The following is a 23580-nucleotide window of genomic DNA, read 5'->3' as shown; positions in this document are numbered from 1 at the left end:
GCGCGGGCTGGCCCGGTATCGGTCATCCGGTCGGACCTGACCGGCCTGATGGCCGATACCGGGCCGCGCCGTCAGCTCGTCACGGCAGCAGCAGGACCTTGCCCGTCGTCGCGCGGCCCTCGAGCGCGCGGTGCGCCTCGGCGGCGTCCGAGAGCGGGAACCGCGCCCCGACCCGTACGTCGAGCTCGCCGGACGCGGCCGCCCCCAGCACCTCGGCCGCGCGCCACTCGAGCTCGCCGCGTGTCGCCAGGTAGTGCCCGAGACGGGGCCGGGTGAGGTACAGCGAGCCCTTCTGGCTCAGGAGCTGCGGGTCGAACGGAGGCACCTGCCCGGACGCCCCGCCGAACAGCACGAGCATGCCGCGCCGCCGGAGCGAGTCCAGCGAGGCGTCGAAGGTCGCCCGGCCGACGCCGTCGTACACGACATGCACCCCCGCGCCGTCCGTCAGGTCCCGGACGACGGCGGGCAGTTCGGTCGTGACGTCGGTCATCGCGGCGTAGTCGATCGTGTGCGCGGCCCCCGCCCCGGCCGACAGCGCGGCCTTCTCGGGCGTCGAGACCGTCGAGATGACGCGCCCGCCGCGCGCCACGGCGAGCTGCGTCGCCAGCAGCCCGACGCCGCCCGCTCCCGCGTGCAGCAGCACGTCGTGCCCCGGGCCGACCTCGAACGTCGAGGCGACGAGGTAGTGCGCGGTCATGCCCTGCAGGGGGAGCGCCGCGGCGGTCTCCAGGTCGAGGCCGGCGGGCACCGGGATCGCCTGCGCGGCGTCGACGACGGCGAGTTCCCCGTAGGACCCGGGAGCCTCCGCCCACGCGACCCTGTCACCGACGGCGAAACCGCCCGCGTCCTTGCCGACCGCCTCGACGACTCCGGCTCCCTCGGATCCGACGACGTGCGGGAACTCCATGGGATACGTACCGGAGCGACGGTACGTGTCGATGAAGTTCACGCCGGCCGCCGCCACGCGGACCAGGATCTGGTCCGGTCCGGGCGTGGGGTCGGGAACCTCGTCGTAGGTCAGGACCTCTGGACCGCCCGCTTCACGGGCCATGACTGCACGCATGCTGCGACCCTACGACGCCCTGGGCCGCACGCTCGACGACACCGCCGTTCGAGACGGCCGTTCGACGCCACCCCTCGACGCCGCACGCTCGAGGCCGCACGCTCGACGACATCGCTCGACGACGACGGCGGCCGGTGCGGGCGCCGGCGACGGGTACCGTGTGGTCCGTGACCCGCACCATCCGACCGCTGACCGAAGCGGACTGGCCCGCGGTCTGGCCGATCGTGGAGGCCGTGTGCCGCGAGGGTGAGACGTACGTCTACCCGACCGACCTCACCGAGGAGCAGGCGCGCGGCTACTGGCTGGAGCCTCCGCCCGGCGCCGTCGTCGTGCTGGAGGAGGACGGCGAGATCCTCGGTACCGCCAAGATGGGGCCGAACCGTCCGGGCCACGGTGACCACATCGGCACGGCCTCGTTCATGGTGGCCGAGGCGGCCCGCGGCCGTGGCGTCGCCCGTGCGCTGGGCGAGCACGTGATCGCCTGGCACCGGGCGCGGGGGTTCCGGGGCATCCAGTTCAACGCGGTGGTCGAGTCGAACGGGCCGGCGGTGCACCTGTGGCGGACGCTCGGGTTCGAGATCGTCGGGACGGTTCCGGGCGCCTTCCGCTCACCCGCGCACGGTGAGGTCGGCCTGCACGTGATGTTCCTGCCGCTCGGCTGATCCGCGCCCGGCCCGGGCCGCGGTCATGCGTGCCGCGAGGTCTCGTGGCCGATGTGCCCTGCGGGCTCGAGCTGGAAGGTCGAGTGCTCGACGCTCACCGCGAACTCGGTGGCGACGCACTGCTGCAGCGCGTCCAGGACCTGGGGCGCGCAGCCGTCCCGGAAGCAGGCATCGTGCACGACGACGTGGGCCGACAGCGTCGGCAGGCCCGTGGCGACGAGCGAGGCGTGCAGGTCGTGCACCTCCGCCACGTGGTCCACGGCGAGCAGGCGCGCCCGCACCGCCCCGAGGTCGAGCCCCGGTGGCGCGGACTCCAGGAGCACGGAGCCGGTCTCGAGCAGGAGCCGCACCGCCCGCGGCAGGATGAGCGCGGCGATGGCGAGGCCCGCCAGGGCATCGGCCCGCTGCCAGCCAGTGGTGGCGATCACCACGGCCGCCACGATGACGCCGACGGAGCCCAGGGCGTCGTTCAGTACCTCCAGGAACGCGGCGCGGAGGTTGAACGACGCCGATCGCGCCCCGGCCAGCACCGCCAGCCCCACGAGGTTCCCCGCGAGCCCCACGACCCCGAAGACCAGCAGCTCGATCCCTGGTACCTCGTCGGGCTCGAAGAGCCGCAGCACGCCCTCCACCAGCGCGTAGACACCGACGGCGAGCAGCACGGCGGCCTGGGCGCCGGCGGCGAGCACCTCGGCACGGCGGAAGCCCCACGTTCGCTGCGGGGTGGGCGGACGCAGGGCGAGCGTGGCGGCGACCAGCGCGATCCCGAGGCCGGCGACGTCGGTCAGCACGTGCGCGGTGTCGACGAGCAGCGCGAGGCTGCCGGTGATCCAGGCGCCGACGGCCTGGGCGACGAGGACGGCCGCGCCGACGCCGAAGGCGACCGCGAGCCGGCGCCGGTGGCCCGGCGCGGCGGGATCGCCGGCGTGTGCGTGATCGTGTGCGTGATCGGTCATCGTGAGCATCCTCGGACACCGCACCCCCCTCTGGCTACCCGAGGGCCTCGTTGTCCACAGGGTGGTTGAGGGTGGTCGAATAACTATGTAGACTCCCGAATATGTCTTCCACGATCCGCGTCGCCGTCGCGGGCGCTTCCGGGTATGCGGGCGGCGAGATGCTGCGGCTCCTCGCGGCCCACCCGCGCGTCGAGGTGGGTGCGGTGACCGCGCACACCTCGGCCGGCACGGCCCTCGGCGAGCACCAGCCCCACCTGCGCTCGCTCGCGCACCGCGTCATCGAGCCCACCACGCCCGAGGCTCTCGCCGGGCACGACGTCGTGGTGCTCGCCCTGCCGCACGGCGCCTCGGGAGCCGTCGCGGCGCAGTTGCCGGGAGACACGCTCGTCCTGGACCTCGGTGCGGATCACCGCCTGACCGACGCCGAGGCGTGGCGGACGTTCTACGGCAGCGAGCACGCCGGCTCCTGGCCGTACGGCCTGCCGGAGCTCATCGTCGCGGAGGGCGCCGGGGGAGCCGGCGTCGCCAGGCAGCGCGACCGCCTCGCGGGCGCGACCCGGATCGCGGTCCCCGGGTGCAACGTCACGGCGGTGACGCTCGGCCTGCAACCTGGCGTCGCGGCCGGCCTGATCGACCCGTCGGACGTCGTCGCCGTCCTGGCCAACGGATACTCCGGTGCCGGCAAGAGCCTCAAGCCGCACCTCCTGGCGAGCGAAGGGCTCGGCTCCGCCCGGCCCTACGCCGTCGGCGGGACGCACCGGCACATCCCGGAGATCGCGCAGAACCTGCGTACCGCCGGCGCGCCCGGAGTCCGCCTCAGCTTCACTCCCACCCTCGTCCCGATGTCGCGCGGCATCCTCGCCACGGTCACCGCACCGCTGGCGGGTGGCTCCGGGACCGGCACCGCGGCGGGCGCGGTCCGCCAGGCATGGGTCGAGGCGTACGCGGACGAACCCTTCGTCCACGTCCTGCCGGAGGGCCAGTGGCCCAGCACCGCCATGACCCAGGGAGCCAACACGGCCCTGATCCAGGTCGCCGTGGACGAGGCCGCGGGCCGCGTCGTCACCGTGACCGCCATCGACAACCTCGTCAAGGGCACCGCCGGGCAGGCCGTCCAGGCCATGAACATCGCACTCGGCCTGCCGGAGACCAGCGGCCTGGGCGTCGAAGGAGTCGCGCCGTGAACGCCCGGCGCCGGCCGGCCCGGCACATCGACCCCGGTACCGCCACGACAGGAGGAGCACAGTGAGCGTCACCGCCGCCCAGGGTTTCCGGGCCGCCGGCATCACGGCCGGACTCAAGGCGTCCGGCAAGCCGGACCTCGCACTGGTCGTGAACGACGGACCGCGGTTCGACGCCGCCGCCGTCTTCACGTCGAACCGCGTGGTCGGCGCCCCCGTCATGTGGTCGCGCCAGGCGGTCAAGGACGGCGCGGCGCGCGCCGTCGTGCTCAACTCGGGCTCCGCCAACGTCTGCACCGGGCCGGGCGGGTTCCAGGACGCGCATGCCACCGCCGAGGCGGTCGCCGACGGTCTGGGCATCGGAGCGATCGACGTGCTCGTCGCCTCGACCGGCGTCATCGGCGTGCGGCTGGCGCGTGAGAAGCTGCTCGCCGGCGTCCCCGTCGTGACGGCCGCCCTGTCGCACGATCCGGCCGCCGGGCAGGCCGCCGCGGCCGCGATCATGACCACCGACACCGTGGCCAAGACGGCCACCCGCACCGTGGAGACCCCGGACGGCGTGGTGACGGTCGGCGGCATGGCCAAGGGTGCGGGCATGCTCGCGCCGGCGCTGGCCACGATGCTGTGCGTGATCACCACGGACGCCGTCGTCCCCCACGAGGAGGCCGACGCCGTGCTCCGGGCGGCCACCCGCACCACCTTCGACCGCGTGGATTCCGACGGCTGCCAGTCGACGTCGGACACCGTCGTCCTCATGGCGTCCGGGGCGTCCGGCGTCGCGCCGGGACGTGACGAGTTCGCGGCCGCGGTCCGCGAGGTCTGCGCGGACCTCGTCCGACAGCTCCTCGCCGACGCCGAGGGCGCCACCCACGACATCGCCATCACGGTGAAGAACGCGACCACCGAGGATGCGGCGCTCGCCGTCGCACGGGCGGTGTCGCGCTCCAACCTGGTCAAGGCGGCGATCTTCGGCAACGACCCCAACTGGGGCCGCATCCTGGCACAGGTCGGCACGGTGCCCGAGGAGGTCGCCCCCTTCGACCCCGAGATGCTCGACATCTACGTCAACTCCGTAAAAGTGTGCCAAGCGGGTGGCGCCCACGAGTCACCGGACAAGGTCGACCTGGCCTCGTCCCGGGAGGCCGCGATCGACATCGACCTGCACGCCGGCGACGCCGACGCCACCCTCTGGACCAACGACCTCACGCACGCCTACGTCGAAGAGAACAGCGCGTACACGTCATGACCGGTTCCCCGAACAGCGCGGTCCTCGCCTCCCTGACCGCGGATCAGAAGGCCGAGGTCCTGGTCGAGGCGCTGCCGTGGCTGCAGGAGTTCGCCGGCGCGCTGGTCGTGATCAAGTACGGCGGCAACGCCATGGTGCGCGACGACCTCAAGGCGGCATTCGCGCAGGACATGGTGTTCCTGCGCCAGGTGGGCCTGAAGCCCGTCGTCGTGCACGGCGGTGGCCCGCAGATCAACGCGATGCTGGAACGCCTCGGCATCGTGTCCGAGTTCCAGGGCGGCCTGCGCGTCACCACCCCCGAGACCATGGAGGTGGTGCGCATGGTGCTCACCGGCCAGGTCTCGCGCGAGCTGGTCGGCCTCATCAACGCGCACGGCCCGAACGCCGTGGGCCTGAGCGGCGAGGACGGTGGCCTGCTCGGCGCGGCACGGCGGCACGCGACGGTCGACGGCGAGCCCGTCGACGTCGGCCTGGTGGGTGACGTCGTGCAGGTGGACCCGCGCGCGGTCCGGGACCTGCTGGATGCGGGCCGCATCCCCGTGGTCTCCACCATCGCGCCCGATGTCACGGATCCCACGCAGGTGCTCAACGTCAACGCCGACACGGCGGCGAGCGCCCTCGCGGTGGCGCTGGGCGCGAAGAAGCTGATCGTGCTGACGGACGTGGAGGGCCTGTACACGGCGTGGCCGGACAAGGACTCCCTGGTGGAGCAGATCACGGCCTCGCAGCTGCGGGCTCTGCTGCCGAGCCTGGCGTCGGGGATGATCCCGAAGATGGAGGCGTGCCTGCGGGCGGTCGACGGCGGTGTGCCGCGCGCGACGGTGATCGACGGGAGGCAGCCGCACAGCGTGCTGCTGGAGGTCTTCACGGCCCGCGGGAACGGCACGATGGTGGTGCCGTCGGGCGAGGTCTCGCAGGCAGTGCGGCGCGAGGAGGGGTCGGCGGTGGTGTCGGAATGAAGGATCTGACGACGGCGGGTGTCGCCGCGCGGCCGGGCTCGCGGGGTCCGGTGGAGCCGGGCGAGGCGACGGGCGCGGCCTGGACGGAGCGTTACGTGGGCGCGGTGATGGACACGTTCGGTCCGCCGCAGCGGGTCCTGGTGCGTGGCGAGGGCGCGTACGTCTGGGACGCGGACGGGAAGCGGTACCTGGACCTGCTGGCGGGGATCGCGGTGAACGCGCTGGGGCACGCGCATCCGACGCTGACCGCGGCGATCAGCGCGCAGCTGGGCACGCTCGGGCACACGTCGAACTTCTTCGGGACGCCGACGCAGATCGCGCTGGCCGAGCGGCTGCTGGCGCTGGCCGGTGCGCCCGCGGGGTCGCGCGTCTTCTTCACCAACTCGGGGACGGAGGCGCTGGAGGCGGCGTTCAAGATGACGCGGCGGGTGCCGGCGTCGTCGGGTGGTGGCTGCCGCACGCGGGTCCTCGCGCTGGAGGGTGGATTCCACGGGCGGTCGATGGGCGCTCTGGCGCTCACGCACAAGCGTGCCTACCGGGAGCCGTTCGAGCCGCTCCCCGGTGGCGTCGAGCACCTGCCGTTCGGGGACGCGGCGGCGCTGGAGGCGGCGTTCTCCCCGGATGTGGTCGCGGAGCGGGGTGAGGTGGCGGCGTTCGTCGCGGAGCCGCTGCAGGGCGAGGCGGGTGTGCGTCCGCTGCCGCCGGGGTACCTGGCGCTCGCGCGCCGGCTCACCCGGGAGCACGGGGCGCTGCTCGTGCTGGACGAGGTGCAGACCGGTATCGGACGCACCGGCGAGTGGTTCGCCTTCCAGCACCCGGATGCCCTGGGCCCGGCGGGTGCCGGTGCCGGTACGCCCGGCGCGGACGTGCTGCCTGATGTCGTGACGCTCGCGAAGGGCCTGGGCGGTGGCTTCCCGGTGGGCGCGGTGATCGCGTTCGGCGAGGAGTCCGCACGGCTGCTCGGGCGGGGCCAGCACGGCTCGACGTTCGGCGGCAACCCGGTCGCCTCGGCGGCAGGGCTGGCGACGCTCGGTGTGATCGAGCGGGACGCCCTGCTCACGCAGGTGCGCGAGACCGGTGAGCTGCTGCGCCGCGAGATCGAGGGCAGCGGCAGTCCGCTGGTCTCGGGGGTGCGGGGCCGTGGGCTCCTGCTCGCGGTACAGTTCGCCGCGCCCGTGGCTGCGCGGGTGGTCGCCCGGGCTCTGGAGGCGGGGTTCATCGTGAACGCCGTCGCGCCCGATGCCGTCCGTCTGGCCCCGCCGCTCATCCTGACCGCCGATCAGGCCCGTGAGGCTGCCGCGTTCTTCGCGGCCCTGCCCGCCTCCTGGGCCGAGGAGACCGAGGAGGCCTCATGACCGTCCGCCACTTCCTGGCCGACGACGACCTCACGCCCGCGGAGCAGCGCGAGGTCCTCGACCTCGCCATGGCGCTGCGTGCCGACCGGCTCGCCCGACGCCCCCTGGACGGCCGCCGGGACGCGCCGGGTGCCGTCGCCTTCATCACGGACAAGCCGACGCTGCGCACCCAGCTCTCGTTCGCGGGCGCGATAGCGGATCTCGGCGGGTACCCGATCGTGGTGGACGGCAACCTGGCGCAGATCGGCAAGCGGGAGTCCGTCGAGGACACGGCGCGTGTGCTGGGCCGGCAGGTCGCCGCGATCGTGTGGCGCACCTACGAACAGGACCGCCTTCGCACGATGGCGGCGTACGCGGGTGTTCCCGTCGTCAACGCCCTCACCGACGACTACCACCCGTGCCAGATCCTGGCCGACCTGGTCACGATCGCGCAGCATCGCGGGGGAGTGGCCGCGCTGCCCGGCACGACGCTCGCGTACGTGGGCGACGCGGGCAACAACATGGCCGCCTCCTACCTGCTGGGCGGCGCGACGGCCGGCCTGCACGTGCGCGTCGCCGGGCCCGGGGGATTCCAGCCCGACGCCGAGGTGCTCGCCCGCGCCGCGCGGATCGCCGGGGCCACGGGCGGCTCGGTCGTCTCGGTCACCGACCCGGCCGAAGCGGTGGCCGGGGCCGACGTCGTCGCGACGGACACGTGGGTGTCCATGGGCGACGACGCCGCCGGGCGCGAGACGGTCTTCGAGCCGTATCAGGTGAACGCCGGCCTGCTCGCCGGGGCCGCCCCGGACGCGATCGTGCTCCACTGCCTGCCGGCCTACCGCGGCAAGGAGATCACCGCGGAGGTCCTGGAGGGAGCCCGGAGCGTCGTCTGGGACGAGGCCGAGAACCGGTTGCACGCCCAGAAGGCGCTGCTCGCCTGGCTCCTGGACGAAGGGGCGCGCTCATGACCGGCACCCCACGAACGTCGTCGGACGGGCGGCCGGTCGCCGAGCAGTCCTGGGGCGGCGACACACCCGGCGGCACGCTCACCGTCCCGACCACGAAGGCCGCGCGGCACGCGCGCATCCTGGACATCATCACGCACACCGCGATCCGCTCCCAGGCCGACCTGGCCCGGGCGCTCGCGGCCCACGGCGTGAAGGTCACCCAGGGCACGCTGTCCCGCGACCTCATCGAGCTGCGGGCCGAGAAGGTGCGCGGCGCCGACGGCTCCCTCGTCTACGCCGTGCCGGGCGAGGGCGGGGACCGCAGCGTGCAGGCCGACCAGGACGCCGAGTACCTGGCCGCCCGGCTGGCACGCCTGGCCACCGAGCTCCTGGTCTCGGCCGAGGCGTCCGGCAACCAGGTGGTGCTGCGCACCCCGCCGGGCGCCGCGCAGTACCTGGCCTCGGCGATCGACCACTCCCTGTTCCCCGGCGTGCTCGGCACCATCGCCGGGGACGACACCATCCTCGTGATCGCCCGGGACGCCGACGGCGGCAGCGAGCTGGCCCAGCGCCTGCTCACCCTGTCCGCCTGACCGGGCTCTCCGGGCCACCTGCTTGAATCGAAACCAACGAACCACGGAAGAGAAGAACCAATGACCGAACGCGTCGTGCTCGCCTACTCGGGCGGCCTGGACACCTCCGTCGCCATCGGCTGGATCGGCGAGGCCACCGGGGCCGAGGTCGTCGCCATGGCCGTCGACGTCGGCCAGGGTGGCGAGGACCTCAACGTCATCCGCAAGCGCGCGCTGGACTGCGGCGCCGTCGAGGCGTACGTCGCCGACGCGCGCGAGGAGTTCGCCGACGAGTACTGCATGCCGGCCCTCCAGGCCAACGGGCTCTACCTGGACAAGTACCCGCTGGTGTCCGCGATCTCCCGCCCCCTGATCGTCAAGCACCTCGCCCGCGCCGCCCGCAAGTTCGGCGCCACCACCGTGGCTCACGGCTGCACCGGCAAGGGCAACGACCAGGTGCGTTTCGAGGTCGCCACCACCTCGCTCGCCCCGGACCTGAAGACGATCGCTCCCGTGCGCGACCTCGCCCTCACCCGCGAGAAGGCCATCGAGTACGCCGAGAAGCACGACCTGCCGATCGCCACCACGAAGAACAACCCGTTCTCCATCGACCAGAACGTGTGGGGCCGCGCCGTCGAGACCGGCTTCCTCGAGGACATCTGGAACGAGCCCACCAAGGACGTCTACTCCTACACGGACGACCCGACCTTCCCGCCCGTCGCGGACGAGGTCACCATCACGTTCGAGCAGGGCATCCCCGTCGCGATCGACGGCGTCGCCGTCACCCCGCTCCAGGCGATCCAGGAGATGAACCGCCGCGCCGGTGCCCACGGCGTCGGCCGCATCGACATCGTCGAGGACCGCCTGGTGGGCATCAAGTCCCGCGAGATCTACGAGGCCCCGGGCGCCATGGCGCTCATCGCCGCCCACCAGGAGCTCGAGAACGTCACCGTCGAGCGCGAGCAGATGCGCTTCAAGCGGCAGGTCGAGCAGCGCTGGACCGAGCTCGTGTACGACGGCATGTGGTTCAGCCCTCTGAAGAACTCCCTCGACGCGTTCATCCTCGACACCCAGAAGTACGTGTCCGGCGACATCCGCATGGTGCTGCACGGCGGCCGCGCCACCGTGACCGGCCGCCGGTCCGACTCGTCGCTGTACGACTTCGGCCTCGCCACCTACGACGAGGGCGACACGTTCGACCAGTCGCACGCCAAGGGCTTCATCGAGATCTACGGCCTCGCCGCCAAGCAGGCCGCGGCCCGCGACGAGAAGTTCGGCAACGGGGTGGACCTCGGATGAGCGACGCCGTCCTCCCGCCCGGCTCCCACCCGCCCGGCGCCGCGGCGGCCGCCGCCTCCGGCCGGCCGGTCGCCCTGTGGGGCGGCCGGTTCGCCGGCGGACCCGCCCCGGAACTCGCCGCCCTGTCGCAGTCGACCCACTTCGACTGGAAGCTCGCCGGCTACGACATCGCCGGCTCCCGGGCCCACGCCCGGGTCCTGCACGCCGCCGGGCTCCTGTCCGACGACGAGCTGACCGGCATGAACGACGCCCTCGACGTCCTGCTGGCCGACGTCGAGTCCGGCGCCTTCCTCCCCGTCCTCGGCGACGAGGACGTCCACACGGCCCTCGAACGCGGCCTGATCGAGCGCGCCGGTGACGAGCTGGGCGGCAAGCTGCGCGCCGGGCGGTCCCGGAACGACCAGATCGCCACCCAGGTGCGCATGTACCTGCGCGACCACGCCCGCGTCGTCGCCACCCAGGTGCTCGACCTCGTCGACGCGCTCATCGAGCAGTCCGTGGCGGCCGGCGCCGCGCCCATGCCGGGCCGCACCCACCTGCAGCACGCCCAGCCCGTGCTGCTCGCCCACCACCTGCTCGCCCATGCCTGGCCGCTGCTGCGCGACGTCGACCGGATCATCGACTGGGACGTGCGCGCCGCCCGCTCCCCGTACGGGTCCGGGGCGCTCGCGGGTTCCTCGCTCGGGCTCGACCCGGCGGCGGTGGCCGAGGACCTGGGCTTCGACGGCCCCGTGGAGAACTCGATCGACGGGACCGCCGCGCGCGACGTCGTCGCCGAGTTCGCGTTCGTGGCCGCCATGATCGCGGTCGACCTGTCCCGGCTGTCGGAGGAGGTCATCCTCTGGAACACGAAGGAGTTCGGGTTCGTCACCCTCGACGACGCGTGGTCCACCGGGTCGAGCATCATGCCGCAGAAGAAGAACCCGGACATCGCCGAGCTCGCCCGGGGCAAGGCGGGCCGTGTGCTCGGCGACCTGACCGGCCTGCTGGCCACGCTCAAGGGCCTCCCGCTCGCGTACAACCGCGACCTGCAGGAGGACAAGGAGCCCGTCTTCGACCAGGTCGAGACCCTCACCGTGCTGCTGCCGGCCTTCACCGGCATGATCTCCACGCTCACCTTCCACACCGGCCGGATGGCCGAGCTCGCCCCGCAGGGGTTCGCGCTCGCCACCGACATCGCCGAGTGGCTCGTGCGGCAGGGGGTCCCCTTCCGCGTCGCGCACGAGGTCGCCGGTGCGTGCGTGCGTGAGTGCGAGCAGCGGGGCATCGAGCTGTGGGACCTGACGGACGACGACCTGGCCCGCATCTCGGAGCACCTCACCCCCGAGGTCCGCACCGTGCTCACGGTCGAGGGCTCCCTCGCCTCCCGTGACGCCGTCGGCGGCACCGCCCCGGCCCGCGTCACCGAACAGCTCGAACAGGCCAAGGAACGCTCCACCGAGTACCGTCTCTGGGCCCAGCCCCTGGATGACTTCCCGGCCCCGGAGCAGCTCCCGGACGACGAATGACCGTCACGCCCGAGGTCCTGGGGGGACTCCTGGACCGGGTCCGGTCCGCCGACGCGCGCCTGGTGTGCGTCGACGGGCCGGCCGGCTCCGGGAAGACGACGCTCGGGGCGCAGCTCGCGGACGCCCTCGAAGCGCCCGTGGTGCACATGGACGACCTCTACGAGGGCTGGGAGCCCGGCCCCGGAGGCGGCGCGGAGAACCTCCGCCGGTGGGTCCTGGAGCCGCTGGCCACGGGGCGGCGCGCCCGGTACCGCCGCTACGACTGGGAGAGCGCGGGCTGGGCGGAGTGGCACGAGGTCCCGCCGTCGGTCCACGTGATCGTCGAGGGCTGCGGTTCGGCCGCCCGTCAGGTCGACGCCTTCCCCGGCGGTGTCCTGCGCATCTGGGTGGAGGCCGACGACGACGAGCGCCTCCGCCGCGGTCTCGCCCGGGACGGCGAGGCGGCCCGCGACCACTGGATCCGCTGGATGACGGACGAGGCCGAGCACTTCGCCCGCGAGCACACCCGCGAGCGCGCCGACGTCCGCCTGGACGGCTTCGGCGGCCTCCTCACCGACACCTAGATCAACAATGCCTTGCTCTGCTAGGGTTCACATCCCTAGCAGTCCTAGGCATCGGAGAATCTGAGTGCACATCGACAAGGACCTGGTCGCCGCGTCGGCGACCCCGCTCGTCCTCGGCATCCTCGCCGACGGCGAGTCCTACGGGTATGCCATCCTCAAACGCGTCACCGAACTGTCCGGCGGCCGCATGCAGTGGACGGACGGCATGCTCTACCCCCTGCTCCACCGCCTCGAACGGCAGGGCCTCATCGAGTCCTCCTGGGGGACCGCCGACAACGGCCGCCGCCGCAAGCACTACACCATCACGCCGGCCGGGTGCGACGCCCTCGCCGAACGCCAGGAACAGTGGGGCGTCGTCGCCGACGCCCTCAAGCAGGTCTGGCAGGACCTGTCCGACGGCGTCGCCGGCACCCCCGGCCTCACCGGCCCCCAGACAGCGGAGGGGTGGGCATGACCAACGGCACCGGCCAGACCGACCAGACCGACCAGACCGGCCAGACCGGCCGGCACGCGGGCCTCGAGGCCCAGATCGACCAGTGGCGCGGCTTCATGCGCCGCCGCCGCGCCATCGCCGCGCCGGACGTCGAGGAGATGGAGGACCACCTGCGCGAACAGGTCGCGGACCTGAACGCGGGCGGCCTCGACGACGACGAGGCGTTCCTCGTCGCGGTCAAGCGCATGGGCAACCTCGACGACGTCTCCCGCGAGTTCGCCCGCGAGCACTCGGACCGGCTCTGGAAGCAGCTCGTGCTCTTCCCCGACGCGGGAGCCGACGACGGCGCCCCGCACGGGCTCCGCAGATTCCGCGACCTCGGCGTGCTGCTCGCGCTGGCGACCGGCGCCGGCATCGCCCTCAAGATCCTGCTGGCGACCGTCACCGACGAGACGACCCTGCTCCTCAACGGGCCGTTCCTCGTGCTGCCGTTCCTCGCCGGGTACTTCGCCTGGAAGCGGACCCTCCCGCTCCCGACGGCATCCGTGCTCGTGGGCGCGGCCGCCGCGCTGGCACTGGTCGTCAACCTCTACCCGTTCGACCTCGGCGACCCGGCCGACCCGTACCCCGAACCCGGCATGACCGTCGTCCTCGCCGGCCTGCACGCCCCCATCGTGCTGTGGCTGCTCGTCGGCGTCGTCTACGCCGCCGGATCCTGGCGGTCCGACGCCCGCCGTATGGACTACGTCCGCTTCACCGGCGAACTCCTGGTCTACCTCGCCCTCATCCAGCTCGGCGGCATGCTCCTCGTCGGCCTGACCGCCGGCGTGCTCAGCCTGGTCGGCGTCCCCTTCGAACCGTTCCTCGAGGACTGGCTCCTGCCGTTCGCCCTCCCCGGCGCCCTCCTGGTCGCCGCCTGGCTCGTCGAGGCCAAGAAGAGCGTCGTGGAGAACATCGCCCCCGTCCTCGCCCGCGTGTTCACGCCACTCGCGATCCTCATGCTCCTCGCCATGTTCGTGGCGCTCCTGGCCGGCGGGCCGTTCGGCTCCGTCGACCGCGAACTGCTCATCCTCATGGACGCCGTGCTGCTGCTCGTGCTGTTCCTGCTGCTGTACTCGATCTCCGCCCGCGACCCCCTCGCCCCGCCCGGGATCTTCGACTGGCTCCAGCTCGTGCTCGTCGGCGCGGCGCTCGCGGTCGACGCCGTCGCCCTGACGGCCATGCTGGTGCGCATCGCGGAGTTCGGGTTCACGGCGAACAAGGTGGCGGCCCTGGGCCTGAACCTCATCCTGCTGGTCCACCTCGCCTGGGCGGGCCGGCTCACGCTCGGGTTCGTGCGCGGGACCAGGACTCACCTGGCCACGGAGCGCTGGCAGACCAGATACCTGCCGGTCTACGGCGCCTGGGCACTGGTCGTCACGGTGGCCTTTCCGCCCCTGTTCGGTTTCGCCTGACCTGCCCCGGACGACGCTTCCCCGCCGTCGCCGCGCTCACGGCACGAGAGAATCTCGGTGTGCGTGAGTTCTTCGACCGTCCCGTCCTCCTCGTCGCCCGCGACCTGCTGGGGGCGCACCTGACCGTCCGCGGTGCGGGCGGCGCGGTCACGGTCCGGCTCACCGAGGTCGAGGCGTACGACGGCGCCGCCGACCCCGGCTCGCACGCCTACCGCGGCCGCACCGCCCGCAACGCGACGATGTTCGGCGCGGGCGGACACCTGTACGTGTACCGGCACCTGGGCCTGCACCACTGCGCCAACATCGTGTGCGGGCCGGAGGGCGCGGCCTCCGGCGTCCTGCTGCGCGCCGCCGAGGTGGTCGACGGCGTCGAGCTCGCCCGTGCGCGCCGCGTCGCGGCCGGCGTGGTCCGGGCCGACCGGGACCTCGCGCGCGGCCCGGCCCGGCTGACCGTCGCGCTCGGGATCGACCGGTCCGACGACGGCGCGGACGTCGCGGGCCGGGAGGGCCGGCTCACGCTGGAGCCGCGTCCTGTCGGGTCGCTCTCGCCGGACGGGGTCCCCGCTCCGGGCGGCCGGGGACCGGGCGGTGTCAGAACCGGCCCCCGCGTGGGCGTGTCGGGCGACGGCGGCCGTGCGGACCTGTTCCCCTGGCGTTTCTGGCTCGACGGCGAGCCCACGGTCAGCGACTACCGTGCGGCGGTCCCGCGCCGCCGCGCGGGCGCGCTCACCCGTGGATCGACGCGGCCACCAGCCAGGCGGTGAGCAGCACGACGACCGCCAGCAGCGCGGTCTCGAACCGGGCCGTGCGCTCCATCTGGCTCACGGACCGCAAGGCCGACCGCGCGGTCCGCCCCGGCCGTTCCATGTACGGCACGAGGCGGAAGTGGCTGTAGGCGCCGACCAGCCCCACGAGCCCGACGACGGCCACCTTGGCCAGGAGGAACAGGCCCCATTCGGTCTCCCAGAGCTCGGCGGGCCGCTCCAGGACGGACACGGCGAGCACGACCCCGGCGAACCCGAGCACGAGGACGGACACCCCCGCCACGACGGAGAACCGCGCGCCCAGCAGCCCGGCGTCGAGCGTACGGCCTTCCCTACGGCGACGGCGCAGCACCAGGCCGGTCATGACCATCCCTCCGACCCAGGCGGCGGCCGCGGCGAGGTGGGCGACGTCCGTCGCGACGACCAGCCACGGAACCGCGCCCGTGATGCTGTGCCCGTCCAGGACGTGCCCGGCCCCGGCGAGCAGGGTTCCCGCGATCGCGAGCCAGGACCCGGCGACGCTGCGATACGTTCCCGCGACGATCGCGAGCGCCCCGGCGGCCTGCAGGAGGAAGACCCAGCGCGTCGGCCCGGCGAGCGCGTCGCCGTAGGCGCCGGGGGAGAGGACGGCGGCGAGGTCGCCCTGCGCGACGATCACGGTCCGGGCCGCGAGCCGGACCGCGAGGCCGGCGAGGATCAGCGCGCCCGTCCACCGCACGGCGGCGAGGGCGGCCGGGATGTCCACCCGGTCGGTTCCGCGCAGCACGGCACCGGCGAAGACGAGCCCTCCCGCGGCGAGGAGGAGACCCCAGAGCGCGGCCGCGTTGCCGAGCCGGGCGAGGAGCGCGGCAATCGTCGAGGTGGCGGAGCCGACCGGGCCCGCGTCCTCCCCGGCGGAGCCTTCGTGCGGCATCCCGCCCTCCGCGCCGCCCCCCGCGTCCGCCGTCGGCCCCGGGTCCGCCGGTGCGCCGGTGGCGCCTCCGCCCGCCGCCGCGTCCGGGGGCGCCCCGGTCACGGAGAACCGCACGGTGCCCTGCAGCGGATGCCCGTCCTGTGCGGCGACGGTCCAGTCCACGGTGTAGTCGCCGTTCGTCAGCTTCCGCGCCGGTGTGGCGACGACCACCACGCCGTCCTGCTGCTGCGTGACCTCGACGGGCACCGTGCCGTCGGGCCCGGTGACGACCACCGTGTCGCCCAGCGGGGTCACCGGCAGGGTGTACGTCAGGGTGATCGCCGCCGGCGCGCCGTCGTGGGTGGTGCCGTCGGCCGGGGCGGCGGAGTCGAGCTTGGTGTGCGCGGTGGCGGGCGCCGCGCCGAGCACCAGCGCGAGCATCGTCAGCGCGAGCGCGGCGGCGCCACGGACCAGGACGCCCGGCCCGGCCCGCCGGGAACGGCCGGCCGGGACGGCATGGGTCGTCCATGATCCGCCGGCGAGGCCGGATCCTCGCCGAGCATCGATACGGGTTGTCATGGGGGTGCCTCTCGGGGGGTACGTCGGAGGCGCGCGTCCGGTGGCGGCGCACGCGCCGGTCGGGCTGGGGCCGCACGAGGATCGGGGTCGCGTGGCCGGGCGAGTCGCCTACGTCCGGCTGATCCCGAGGGCGACCAGGTCGGGCGCGGGCGCGAGGCCGCGGAACGCGACCGGGAGGGAGATCCCCGCCCGGGGGGTGCGGGCCGGCCGTGCGGCGGAGGGTCGTCGTCGGACCAGGCCCGCGGCGACGATCACGGCGACGAGGAGAATCGTGCAGATCAGCAGGGCGCCGCAGTACCCGGAGCAGTCGCCCGGCGCGGCGTGGCCGTCGCCCGCGACGACGCCCGGCAGCACCGCCTGCCCGGGGGCGCCCAGCGCCGTCGTGGGCACCGCCCCCGCTCCCGGCGAGACCTCGTCGAACGAGCCGGCGGCGCCCAGCGGCCCGGCCCCGGGAGCGTGCGCGCACCCCGCGGCGTGGTGGCCGTCCGAGGCCGACATCTGATGGCCCGCGAACATCAGCACGAGCAGAGTCACCAGGACCGCGGCGGACACCGCCACCGTAGGCGGGCACCACCGCGCGGCACGCGGACGTGTCAGGGGGGCCGGACTCATCGGCTGACATCGTACGCGCCGCACGACGGTGCGAGTTCCTGGCGCCGGCCCGTCGTCCCGTCGTCCCGTCGAAGCGTGTCCTCCTCCCCGGACGACGACCGCCGCCTCGCCGCCCCGACCCGGGCGCCCTACCGCACGAGCTGCCGCCGCGCCTCCCCCAGCAGTGCGTCGGCGACCGCGTCGAGCGTCGACGAGCGCAGGCGCCACTGCTGCAGGTACAGCCGCACGTCCACCGACGGTGCCGCCGGATCCAGGGGCACGACGTCGTCGCCGGAGAGCACCGGCCCCGTGCGCAGATCCTGCACCATGCCCCAGCCCATACCGAGCCGGATCGCCTCCAGGTACTCGGGCGTGCTGGGGACGTAGGTCCTCGGAGGCGTCGGCAGGGACGAGCCCGTCCGGGCGGCGAACTCGCGCAGCCACTGGTCCTGGAGGTCGTCGTGCCGGTCGAACACGAGCATCGGGGCGCGTGACAGCGCCTCGGCCGTCACACCGCCGGGGAACCAGCGTTCCACCACGGCCGGCGTGGCCATCGCGCGGTAGGGCATCACGCCGAGCGGCCGTGACGTGCAGCCCTGCACGGGTTCCGCCTGGGCGGTGATCGCCGCCATGACGATGCCCTGCGGGAGCAGCTCGACCGTGCGCTCCTGGTCCTCGCGGTGGATGTCCAGGACGACGCCCGGCACGCGGGCCAGCGCGGGCAGCGCCCACGTCGCGAGGGAGTCGGCGTTGACGGCGATGGGGACGCTCACGGGTCGCGGCCCCGTGCGGGAGCCGTCGACCTCGTCCGGTCCGGGCCCGAGCCCGGACGCGTGCAGCTCGGCCGCCGCCTCCGCCGCGAGCAGGTCCGTCTGCCGGGCGAGGCGCAGGAGGGTCTGGCCCGGCACGGTCGGCGTCACCGGCCGCGTGCGCCGGACGAGGACCCCGCCGGCGGCGTTCTCCAGCGCGCGGATGCGCTGGCTCACCGCCGAGGGTGTCACGTGCAGCACCCGTGCGGCTCCCTCGAACGAGCCCTCGCCGACGACGGCCGACAAGGCCTCGAGCTGTGCGGAGTCCCAGCGCATGACCCCGATCCTAGGCCTAGATGAAGCTGTACTTCACCATCTGCAGAAACATTCGCTGGACTTCATCAGGGCGCCGGGTTCTCCTGGACGGCATGACCGCAGCCCTGCTCGCCGGACTCGGATTCGGGTTCTCGCTCATCATCGCCGTCGGCCCGCAGAACGCGTACGTGCTGCGCCAGGGCGCACTGCGCGACCACGTCGGACTGGTGGTGCTGCTGTGCGCGGCGTCGGACACCGTGCTGATCACGGCCGGGGTGGGCGGCATGGGTAGCGCGATCCAGGCCGTTCCGTGGCTGGTGGAGCTCATGCGCTGGCTCGGCGCCGCCGTCGTGCTCGGCTACGGCGTGCTGGCGGCCGTCCGCGCCGTGCGCGGGTCCGGGGCGCTCCCGGTGCCCGACGCCGCGGACGCCGGTGCGCGCACGGCCGCGGGTCCACAGCCGGACTCGCCCCCGGCCTCCGGCGCGCTCGGCGTCCCTGTCGTGCCGGACCGTCGTGACGACCCGGCGGGGACACCGCCCGCGTCCACGTCCCCGGCCGGAGGCGCGACCGGCGTCGCGTTGCGGGCGCCGGCCGGCCGCCGGATCGCGGTGGCCGGTACGGCGCTCGCGCTGACCTGGCTGAACCCTCACGTCTACCTCGACACCCTGGTCCTGATGGGCGGCATCGGCTCCACCTACGGCGACCTGCGCTGGTGGTTCGCCGTCGGCGCGGTGGCCGCGAGCTGGGCCTGGTTCGCCGCGATCGGGTTCGGCGCGGCCCGCCTGTCCGGCGTGCTCGCGCGACCCGGCGCCTGGCGGGTGCTCGACGGCGTGATCGCCGTGATCATGGTGACGGTGGCGGCCGGCCTGCTCCTCGGCGGGTGAGGAATCGGGTCAGCCCGCGGACGGGCGTACCGGACCGGGAGCGTCCTCCCGGTCCGTGGCCGGACCGGGAGCGGCCGTCCCGCCGGGCGCGTCCGCGTCGTCCCCGCCGCCGGTTCCCTGGGCCGCGTCGTCCGGCGCGACGTCGATCCGCGCGAGCGACCGGCGTGCGGCGGGGACGGCGAGGATCGCCCCGACCACCGCGAACAGCAGCAGCCCGGCCACGATCAGCAGCGACTCCACGGAGAACCGGTCGGCCAGCGGGCCGAACACCACCATGGACAGCGGCATCGCGACGGTCATGACGATCCCCACGAACCCGAACACGCGCCCCTGCATCTCCGGCTCCACACGCTCCTGGATGATGGTCATCGACGGCGTGCTCTGCGCGGCGAACATGACGCCGATCGCCAGGCCGATCACGAAGAACACCCACATGTTGGTGGAGATCCCCAGGCCGAAGACCAGCACCCCCGTGGCGAGCACCGACCCGACGAGAAGCCGCACCCGGCGCTTGATCCGCGGCCCGACCACGGCCATCACCAGCCCGCCCAGCAGCATGCCGGACCCCCAGAACAGCTCGTTGGCGGTCAGCTTCCACACCTCGTCGCCGAACGTGCGGGTCACCATCAGCGGCGTGAGGTAGCTCGGGGCGCCGACCAGGAACATCGTGAGCGCGAACAGGATCATGAGCCAGCGGATCGGTGAGTGCGCCCCGATGTACCGGACTCCGGCGATCAGGTCGCCGAAGTAGCTCACGGTCTCGTCACCGGACGGCCGAACCAGCCGCGGCACGGCCACCAGCGCCAGCATCCCCACGCCCAGCAGCGCGGTGACGACGTCGAGGAAGAACACCGTGACGATGTCGAAGTTCGCGTAGACCGCGGCGGCCGCGGCAGGGGCGACGAGCATCATCCCCGACTGCACCGACTGGAACATGCCGTTCACCCGCATGAGCTGGTCGGGCGGTGTGATCTGCGGGATCATCGCGCTCACGGCCGGCGTCTGGATCCCCGCGAAGACCGACCGCACGGCCAGCGCCGCGTAGATCACCCACAGGGAGTCGACACCGGAGGCCATCAGCAGGGCCAGCCCGAGTGTCGCCAGGGCGATCACCGTGTCCGAACCCATGATGAGGAACTTGCGGTGGTGCCGGTCGGCCCACACCCCGCCGAAGATCGAGACGAAAGCCTGCGGCAGCATGCCGAACACGATGCTCAGCATGAGCACCGACCCGGACCGCGTCTCGATCGTCAGGTGCCACATGACCGCGAACATCACGATCATGGAGCCGAGCAGGGAGATGGTCTGCCCGACCAGGAAAAGCGCGACGTTCCTCTTCCAGCCCGGCATCGCCGGCTCCGCCGACGCTCCGGCAGCCGGCCCCGGTGCCGCGGTATCGCTCAGGTTCACGCTCATGTCCTGTCCGACGACGCCGCGCGCGAAATCTCATCGGTGCGGCGGCCCAGCGGTTGTCGACCCCATCATCACCCATCGGCGCAGACCCGGCACGAAAATGAGATGAGACAGGATTTCATCCGTTGTTGTCCCGATTCATCTCAGGCCGAATCGTTCGTCAAATTGTTGACGCAGCTCTCTGTGCGATGCCTCAATGGGCCAAGTGTCGGAGTGTCCCGACATGTCCGTATCGTCTATTCAGAGGTGCCCATGAGATTTCTGTCCAGAGCTGTCGCCGGAGCCGCGATCGCCGCCGTCACCGTCGGCATCTTTCTCGGGGGTTCCGCGATGGCGGACGCGGCGCGGGGCGAGTCCGTCGCCGACGACGTGCCGCCGTTCGCGGTGGAGACGTTCGACTATCCGGGGGCCGAGGAGATCCTCGCGGAGCAGGGTTTCCTGCTGCAGCGGGGCGACGGCCACATCGTCCTGGCGGAGTGCGGGAGCGAGGAGAACCTCCTGAGACTGCTCGCCCGCAGCCGGGAGGACGTGTGCTTCAGGACCACCGGTACCGAGGGCTTCCTGAGCCTGGAACTCGATTCGGTGTACGGGGTGCGGACCAACGACGCCGACAACACCCACCTCGAGATGACCGCCGAGGGCGACCAGGTCGAGTACGACATCCCGGCGGAGACCTGGGAGGGCGTCGGTGAGGCCGTGGACGGCCGGGAACACGTCCTTCTCGAGATCCGCGTGACGCGGTAGGCGTTCGTCGTGGTCCGCCGGTACTCGCCCCCTGACTCGCGCAAAGGAACCATGATGAACAGATTCCGCAAGGTCGTCCCGGTCGGAGCGGTGGCGGTGGCAGGGTTGCTGCTGCCCATGGTGACCGTTCCGCCCGCTGCCGCCGTCGTCGGCGCCGAGGACACCGCGCACGCCTTCACCGCTCGACTGGACATCGGCAGCGGACAGCGAGCCTGCGGCGCGTCGCTCGTCGACCCGGACTGGGTCCTGACGGCGGCGAGCTGTTTCGCCGACGACCCGGAGCTCGGCCTGGAGGTCCCGACGGGTCAGCCGGCGCTCGCGACGACCGCCACGATCGGCCGCACCGATCTGACGACCACCGGCGGTGAGGAACGCGAGATCGTCGAGCTGGTCCCGCACGAGAGCCGGGACCTGGTACTGGGCCGGCTCGCGCGGCCGGTCAGCAGCGTCAGCCCGGTCGCGCTGGCGACGTCGGCCCCGGCACCGGGCGAACAGCTCACCCTCCCGGGATACGGGCGGACGGCGGACGAATGGGCACCGCTGCACCTGCATGCGGGCACGTTCGCCGTCGACTCCGTCACCGCCGACGAGGTGGCGCTCACCGGTCAGGACGGCGCGGCCGTCTGTGCCGGCGACACCGGCGGACCCGCCGTGCGTGGGTCCGGATCCGCGGTCGAGCTGGTCGCCGTGAACAGTCGTTCCTGGCAGGGCGGTTGCTTCGGCATCGACGAGGCCGAGACCCGGACCGGAGCGGTCGACACCCGCGTGGACGACCTGGGTGACTGGGTGGCCGATACGGCCGGGGCACCGGAGATCACCGACTTCAACTGCGACGGGATCGCGGATGTCGCCATCGCCGATCCGGACGCGACCGTCGGCGGGGACGCCCGAGCGGGCCTGGTACGGGTCATCTACGGCGGAGGACAGGGGAGCGTCGAGATCTCCCAGGACTCCCCCGGAGTGGCCGGCGGATCGGAGCCGAACGACCGGTTCGGGTACTCCCTCGCCACCTACGACCGCAACCTGGACGGGTGCACCGACCTGGTCGTCGGGACCCCGTACGAGCATCTCTCCGGGGCGTCCGACACCGGGTGGGTCGAGGTCATCCACGGTGACCGCGACGGTCTGACGCACGGTCCGGCGGACGTCACCTACCGGCAGGGCCACGGTGACGGATCCCTCCTGGCCTCCGCCGAGGAGGACGGCGACGTCATGGGACACTCCCTCGCGGCAGGCCACACCGGTGACGGTACCCCGTGGCTTCTGATCGGTATCCCGGGCGAGGATCTGCGAGGCGAGGTCGACGGGGGCTCCACCATCTATATCCAGGGCGATCGGCCCTCCAAGGCGGTCCACCAGGACATCGAGGGCATCAGCGGCGGGGTCGAGGAAGGCGACCGGTTCGGTACCGCCGTTGCCGGGGACTCGAACTTCATCGTGATCGGGACGCCGAACGAGGCGATCGGCAGCGCGGCGGACGCCGGTCTGGTGCACGTCCTGAGCCACGACCTGCGCAGTGACGGCCGCCCCACCCAGGTGGCCGCGTTCCATGAGGACACCCCAGGGGTCAACGGTGCCGTCGAGACGGACGACGCGTTCGGTGCGGCGGTCGACGTCGTCGAGTACCGCCCGGAGGGCGCGGCGGCCGCGACGGACTCGATCCTGGCCGTCGGCTCACCCGGGGAGTCGCTGTACAAGGAGGGCACCGAGATCGAGCGCCTCGGGGCGGGCCGCGTCCTGACCTTCCACGTCACCGCCGGGGGAACGTGGAGCCAGATCGGGGACATCGGGCAGCAGAAGCCGGGTGTGGCCGGCGGGGTCGAGACCGACGACCACTTCGGGGCGGAGGTCGTCGTGGCCAACACGGCACCCCGGGAGGTCGGGACGCCGGCGACCATGCTCCTGGCGGTCGGCGTCCCGGACGAGGACCTGGAGTCGCAGCCCGACACCGGCGCGGTTCAGGTGTTCTCCCTGTGGGGTGCCCCCGGTGATCGCGACCGGTGGATCCAGGCCGGCAGCTACGGCCTTCCGGGGACACCTGGAGCCGATGAGCGCCTGGGGAACGTCCTGACCGCCACCGGTGACCACCTGTACCTCGGGATGCCCAACGGTCCCAGCGCGTACGGGGCGGTGCACGCGCTTCCGTGGGCCAATCTGGCCGTCGGCGCCGACCTCCCGGTCACGAGCTACCAGCCCGGTACGGGCGGGCTCCCCGCGGCCGGCGTGTCCTTCGGGTCCGCGATCGGCTGACCGCTCGGGGTATCCGGCCCTGACGCCCAGGTGGTGCGGCACGCCGCCGTGCCGCACCACCCCCGTCGGCGTCGAGCGACGCCGCCAGGCACTCGTACGTCGCAACGTTCCGCACCACGGACCGCTTCGGTGGCCTCCGCCTTTGACGTCTCATCGATCAGGGAGTTGTCGTGCCCGAGAATCCGAGGAAATCACCGCTGACGCTGAGCAGGCGACAGGCCC

Annotated in this window: 22 protein-coding genes; 16 read left to right on the top strand and 6 right to left on the bottom strand. The window is 73.2% G+C overall.

The genetic code is table 11. The annotated features are described in order from the left end of the window. Positions 1–79: 79 nt before the first annotated feature. The gene (locus EDD34_RS13120; protein WP_123814974.1) at positions 80–1063 is read right to left on the bottom strand and encodes a quinone oxidoreductase family protein; all 984 of its coding nucleotides are present in this window, start codon (positions 1061–1063) and stop codon (positions 80–82) included. A 167-nt stretch (positions 1064–1230) separates the two neighbouring features. Between EDD34_RS13120 and EDD34_RS13115 the strand changes: the two genes are divergently transcribed. Next, complete coding sequence (locus EDD34_RS13115; protein ID WP_123814973.1) at positions 1231–1725, top strand: GNAT family N-acetyltransferase; 495 nt, start codon at positions 1231–1233, stop codon at positions 1723–1725. 23 nt (positions 1726–1748) lie between these two features. Here the strand turns inward: EDD34_RS13115 and EDD34_RS13110 are convergent, their stop codons facing one another. Next, entirely contained in the window at positions 1749–2681 is a 933-nt protein-coding gene (locus EDD34_RS13110; RefSeq protein ID WP_123814972.1) for a cation diffusion facilitator family transporter, read from the bottom strand. A gap of 101 nt (positions 2682–2782) precedes the next feature. Between EDD34_RS13110 and argC the strand changes: the two genes are divergently transcribed. The 12 genes from argC (at position 2783) to EDD34_RS13050 (ending at position 14941) form a co-directional block, all read left to right on the top strand. Then, the gene (gene argC / locus EDD34_RS13105) at positions 2783–3865 is read left to right on the top strand and encodes an N-acetyl-gamma-glutamyl-phosphate reductase (RefSeq protein ID WP_123814971.1); all 1083 of its coding nucleotides are present in this window, start codon (positions 2783–2785) and stop codon (positions 3863–3865) included. A 61-nt stretch (positions 3866–3926) separates the two neighbouring features. Continuing rightward, the gene (argJ, locus tag EDD34_RS13100; RefSeq protein WP_123814970.1) at positions 3927–5108 is read left to right on the top strand and encodes a bifunctional glutamate N-acetyltransferase/amino-acid acetyltransferase ArgJ; all 1182 of its coding nucleotides are present in this window, start codon (positions 3927–3929) and stop codon (positions 5106–5108) included. Next, the gene (argB, locus tag EDD34_RS13095) at positions 5105–6067 is read left to right on the top strand and encodes an acetylglutamate kinase (protein WP_123814969.1); all 963 of its coding nucleotides are present in this window, start codon (positions 5105–5107) and stop codon (positions 6065–6067) included. The genes argJ and argB overlap by 4 nt, the downstream gene beginning before the upstream one ends. After that, positions 6064–7422 (top strand): acetylornithine transaminase, encoded by a 1359-nt coding sequence (locus EDD34_RS13090; RefSeq protein WP_123814968.1) that lies wholly within the window; start codon positions 6064–6066, stop codon positions 7420–7422. The genes argB and EDD34_RS13090 overlap by 4 nt, the downstream gene beginning before the upstream one ends. Further along, positions 7419–8369: an ornithine carbamoyltransferase gene (gene argF / locus EDD34_RS13085; RefSeq protein ID WP_123814967.1), complete on the top strand. Its 951-nt coding sequence runs from the start codon at positions 7419–7421 to the stop codon at positions 8367–8369. The genes EDD34_RS13090 and argF overlap by 4 nt, the downstream gene beginning before the upstream one ends. After that, positions 8366–8941 carry an arginine repressor gene (locus EDD34_RS13080; protein WP_123814966.1) on the top strand — a complete coding sequence of 192 codons (576 nt, stop codon included), beginning with the start codon at positions 8366–8368 and terminating at the stop codon, positions 8939–8941. The genes argF and EDD34_RS13080 overlap by 4 nt, the downstream gene beginning before the upstream one ends. 60 nt (positions 8942–9001) lie before the next feature. Continuing rightward, positions 9002–10219 (top strand): argininosuccinate synthase, encoded by a 1218-nt coding sequence (locus tag EDD34_RS13075; protein WP_123814965.1) that lies wholly within the window; start codon positions 9002–9004, stop codon positions 10217–10219. Further along, entirely contained in the window at positions 10216–11727 is a 1512-nt protein-coding gene (argH, locus tag EDD34_RS13070) for an argininosuccinate lyase (RefSeq protein ID WP_123814964.1), read from the top strand. Before EDD34_RS13075 ends, argH begins: the two co-directional genes overlap by 4 nt. Then, a complete protein-coding gene (locus EDD34_RS13065; RefSeq protein ID WP_123814963.1) occupies positions 11724–12290 on the top strand; it encodes a uridine kinase family protein in 567 nt (188 codons plus the stop codon). Before argH ends, EDD34_RS13065 begins: the two co-directional genes overlap by 4 nt. 64 nt (positions 12291–12354) lie before the next feature. Then, complete coding sequence (locus tag EDD34_RS13060) at positions 12355–12744, top strand: PadR family transcriptional regulator (protein ID WP_123814962.1); 390 nt, start codon at positions 12355–12357, stop codon at positions 12742–12744. Then, a complete protein-coding gene (locus EDD34_RS13055; protein ID WP_246012381.1) occupies positions 12741–14177 on the top strand; it encodes a permease prefix domain 1-containing protein in 1437 nt (478 codons plus the stop codon). Before EDD34_RS13060 ends, EDD34_RS13055 begins: the two co-directional genes overlap by 4 nt. A gap of 59 nt (positions 14178–14236) precedes the next feature. After that, positions 14237–14941: a DNA-3-methyladenine glycosylase gene (locus EDD34_RS13050; RefSeq protein WP_123814961.1), complete on the top strand. Its 705-nt coding sequence runs from the start codon at positions 14237–14239 to the stop codon at positions 14939–14941. Here the strand turns inward: EDD34_RS13050 and EDD34_RS13045 are convergent. The 3 genes from EDD34_RS13045 to EDD34_RS13035 all read right to left on the bottom strand — a co-directional run bounded on the left by EDD34_RS13045 (position 14904) and on the right by EDD34_RS13035 (position 18088). Further along, complete coding sequence (locus EDD34_RS13045; protein ID WP_123814960.1) at positions 14904–16412, bottom strand: copper resistance CopC/CopD family protein; 1509 nt, start codon at positions 16410–16412, stop codon at positions 14904–14906. The two genes, EDD34_RS13050 and EDD34_RS13045, sit on opposite strands and share 38 nt — an antisense overlap. Before the next feature lie 108 nt (positions 16413–16520). Next, complete coding sequence (locus tag EDD34_RS13040) at positions 16521–17024, bottom strand: hypothetical protein (protein ID WP_148089900.1); 504 nt, start codon at positions 17022–17024, stop codon at positions 16521–16523. A gap of 128 nt (positions 17025–17152) precedes the next feature. Next, positions 17153–18088 carry a LysR family transcriptional regulator ArgP gene (locus EDD34_RS13035; RefSeq protein ID WP_123814958.1) on the bottom strand — a complete coding sequence of 312 codons (936 nt, stop codon included), beginning with the start codon at positions 18086–18088 and terminating at the stop codon, positions 17153–17155. A gap of 92 nt (positions 18089–18180) precedes the next feature. Between EDD34_RS13035 and EDD34_RS13030 the strand changes: the two genes are divergently transcribed. Then, positions 18181–18951, top strand: coding sequence for a LysE/ArgO family amino acid transporter (locus tag EDD34_RS13030; protein ID WP_123814957.1), 771 nt, complete (start codon positions 18181–18183; stop codon positions 18949–18951). A gap of 9 nt (positions 18952–18960) precedes the next feature. Here the strand turns inward: EDD34_RS13030 and EDD34_RS13025 are convergent, their stop codons facing one another. Continuing rightward, positions 18961–20361 carry an MFS transporter gene (locus EDD34_RS13025; protein ID WP_246012379.1) on the bottom strand — a complete coding sequence of 467 codons (1401 nt, stop codon included), beginning with the start codon at positions 20359–20361 and terminating at the stop codon, positions 18961–18963. A 255-nt stretch (positions 20362–20616) separates the two neighbouring features. On the opposite strand from EDD34_RS13025, the gene EDD34_RS13020 reads away from it, so the two are divergent. Both EDD34_RS13020 and EDD34_RS13015 read left to right on the top strand, forming a co-directional pair. Next, entirely contained in the window at positions 20617–21108 is a 492-nt protein-coding gene (locus EDD34_RS13020; RefSeq protein WP_123814956.1) for a hypothetical protein, read from the top strand. Between the two features lie 54 nt (positions 21109–21162). Then, on the top strand, positions 21163–23358 hold the full coding sequence (locus EDD34_RS13015; protein WP_123814955.1) for a trypsin-like serine protease: 2196 nt from the start codon (positions 21163–21165) through the stop codon (positions 23356–23358). Positions 23359–23580 lie beyond the last annotated feature (222 nt).

The organism is Myceligenerans xiligouense, assembly GCF_003814695.1.
Lineage (GTDB): Bacteria > Actinomycetota > Actinomycetes > Actinomycetales > Cellulomonadaceae > Myceligenerans > Myceligenerans xiligouense.
This window is presented reverse-complemented; position numbering and strand designations above follow the sequence as displayed.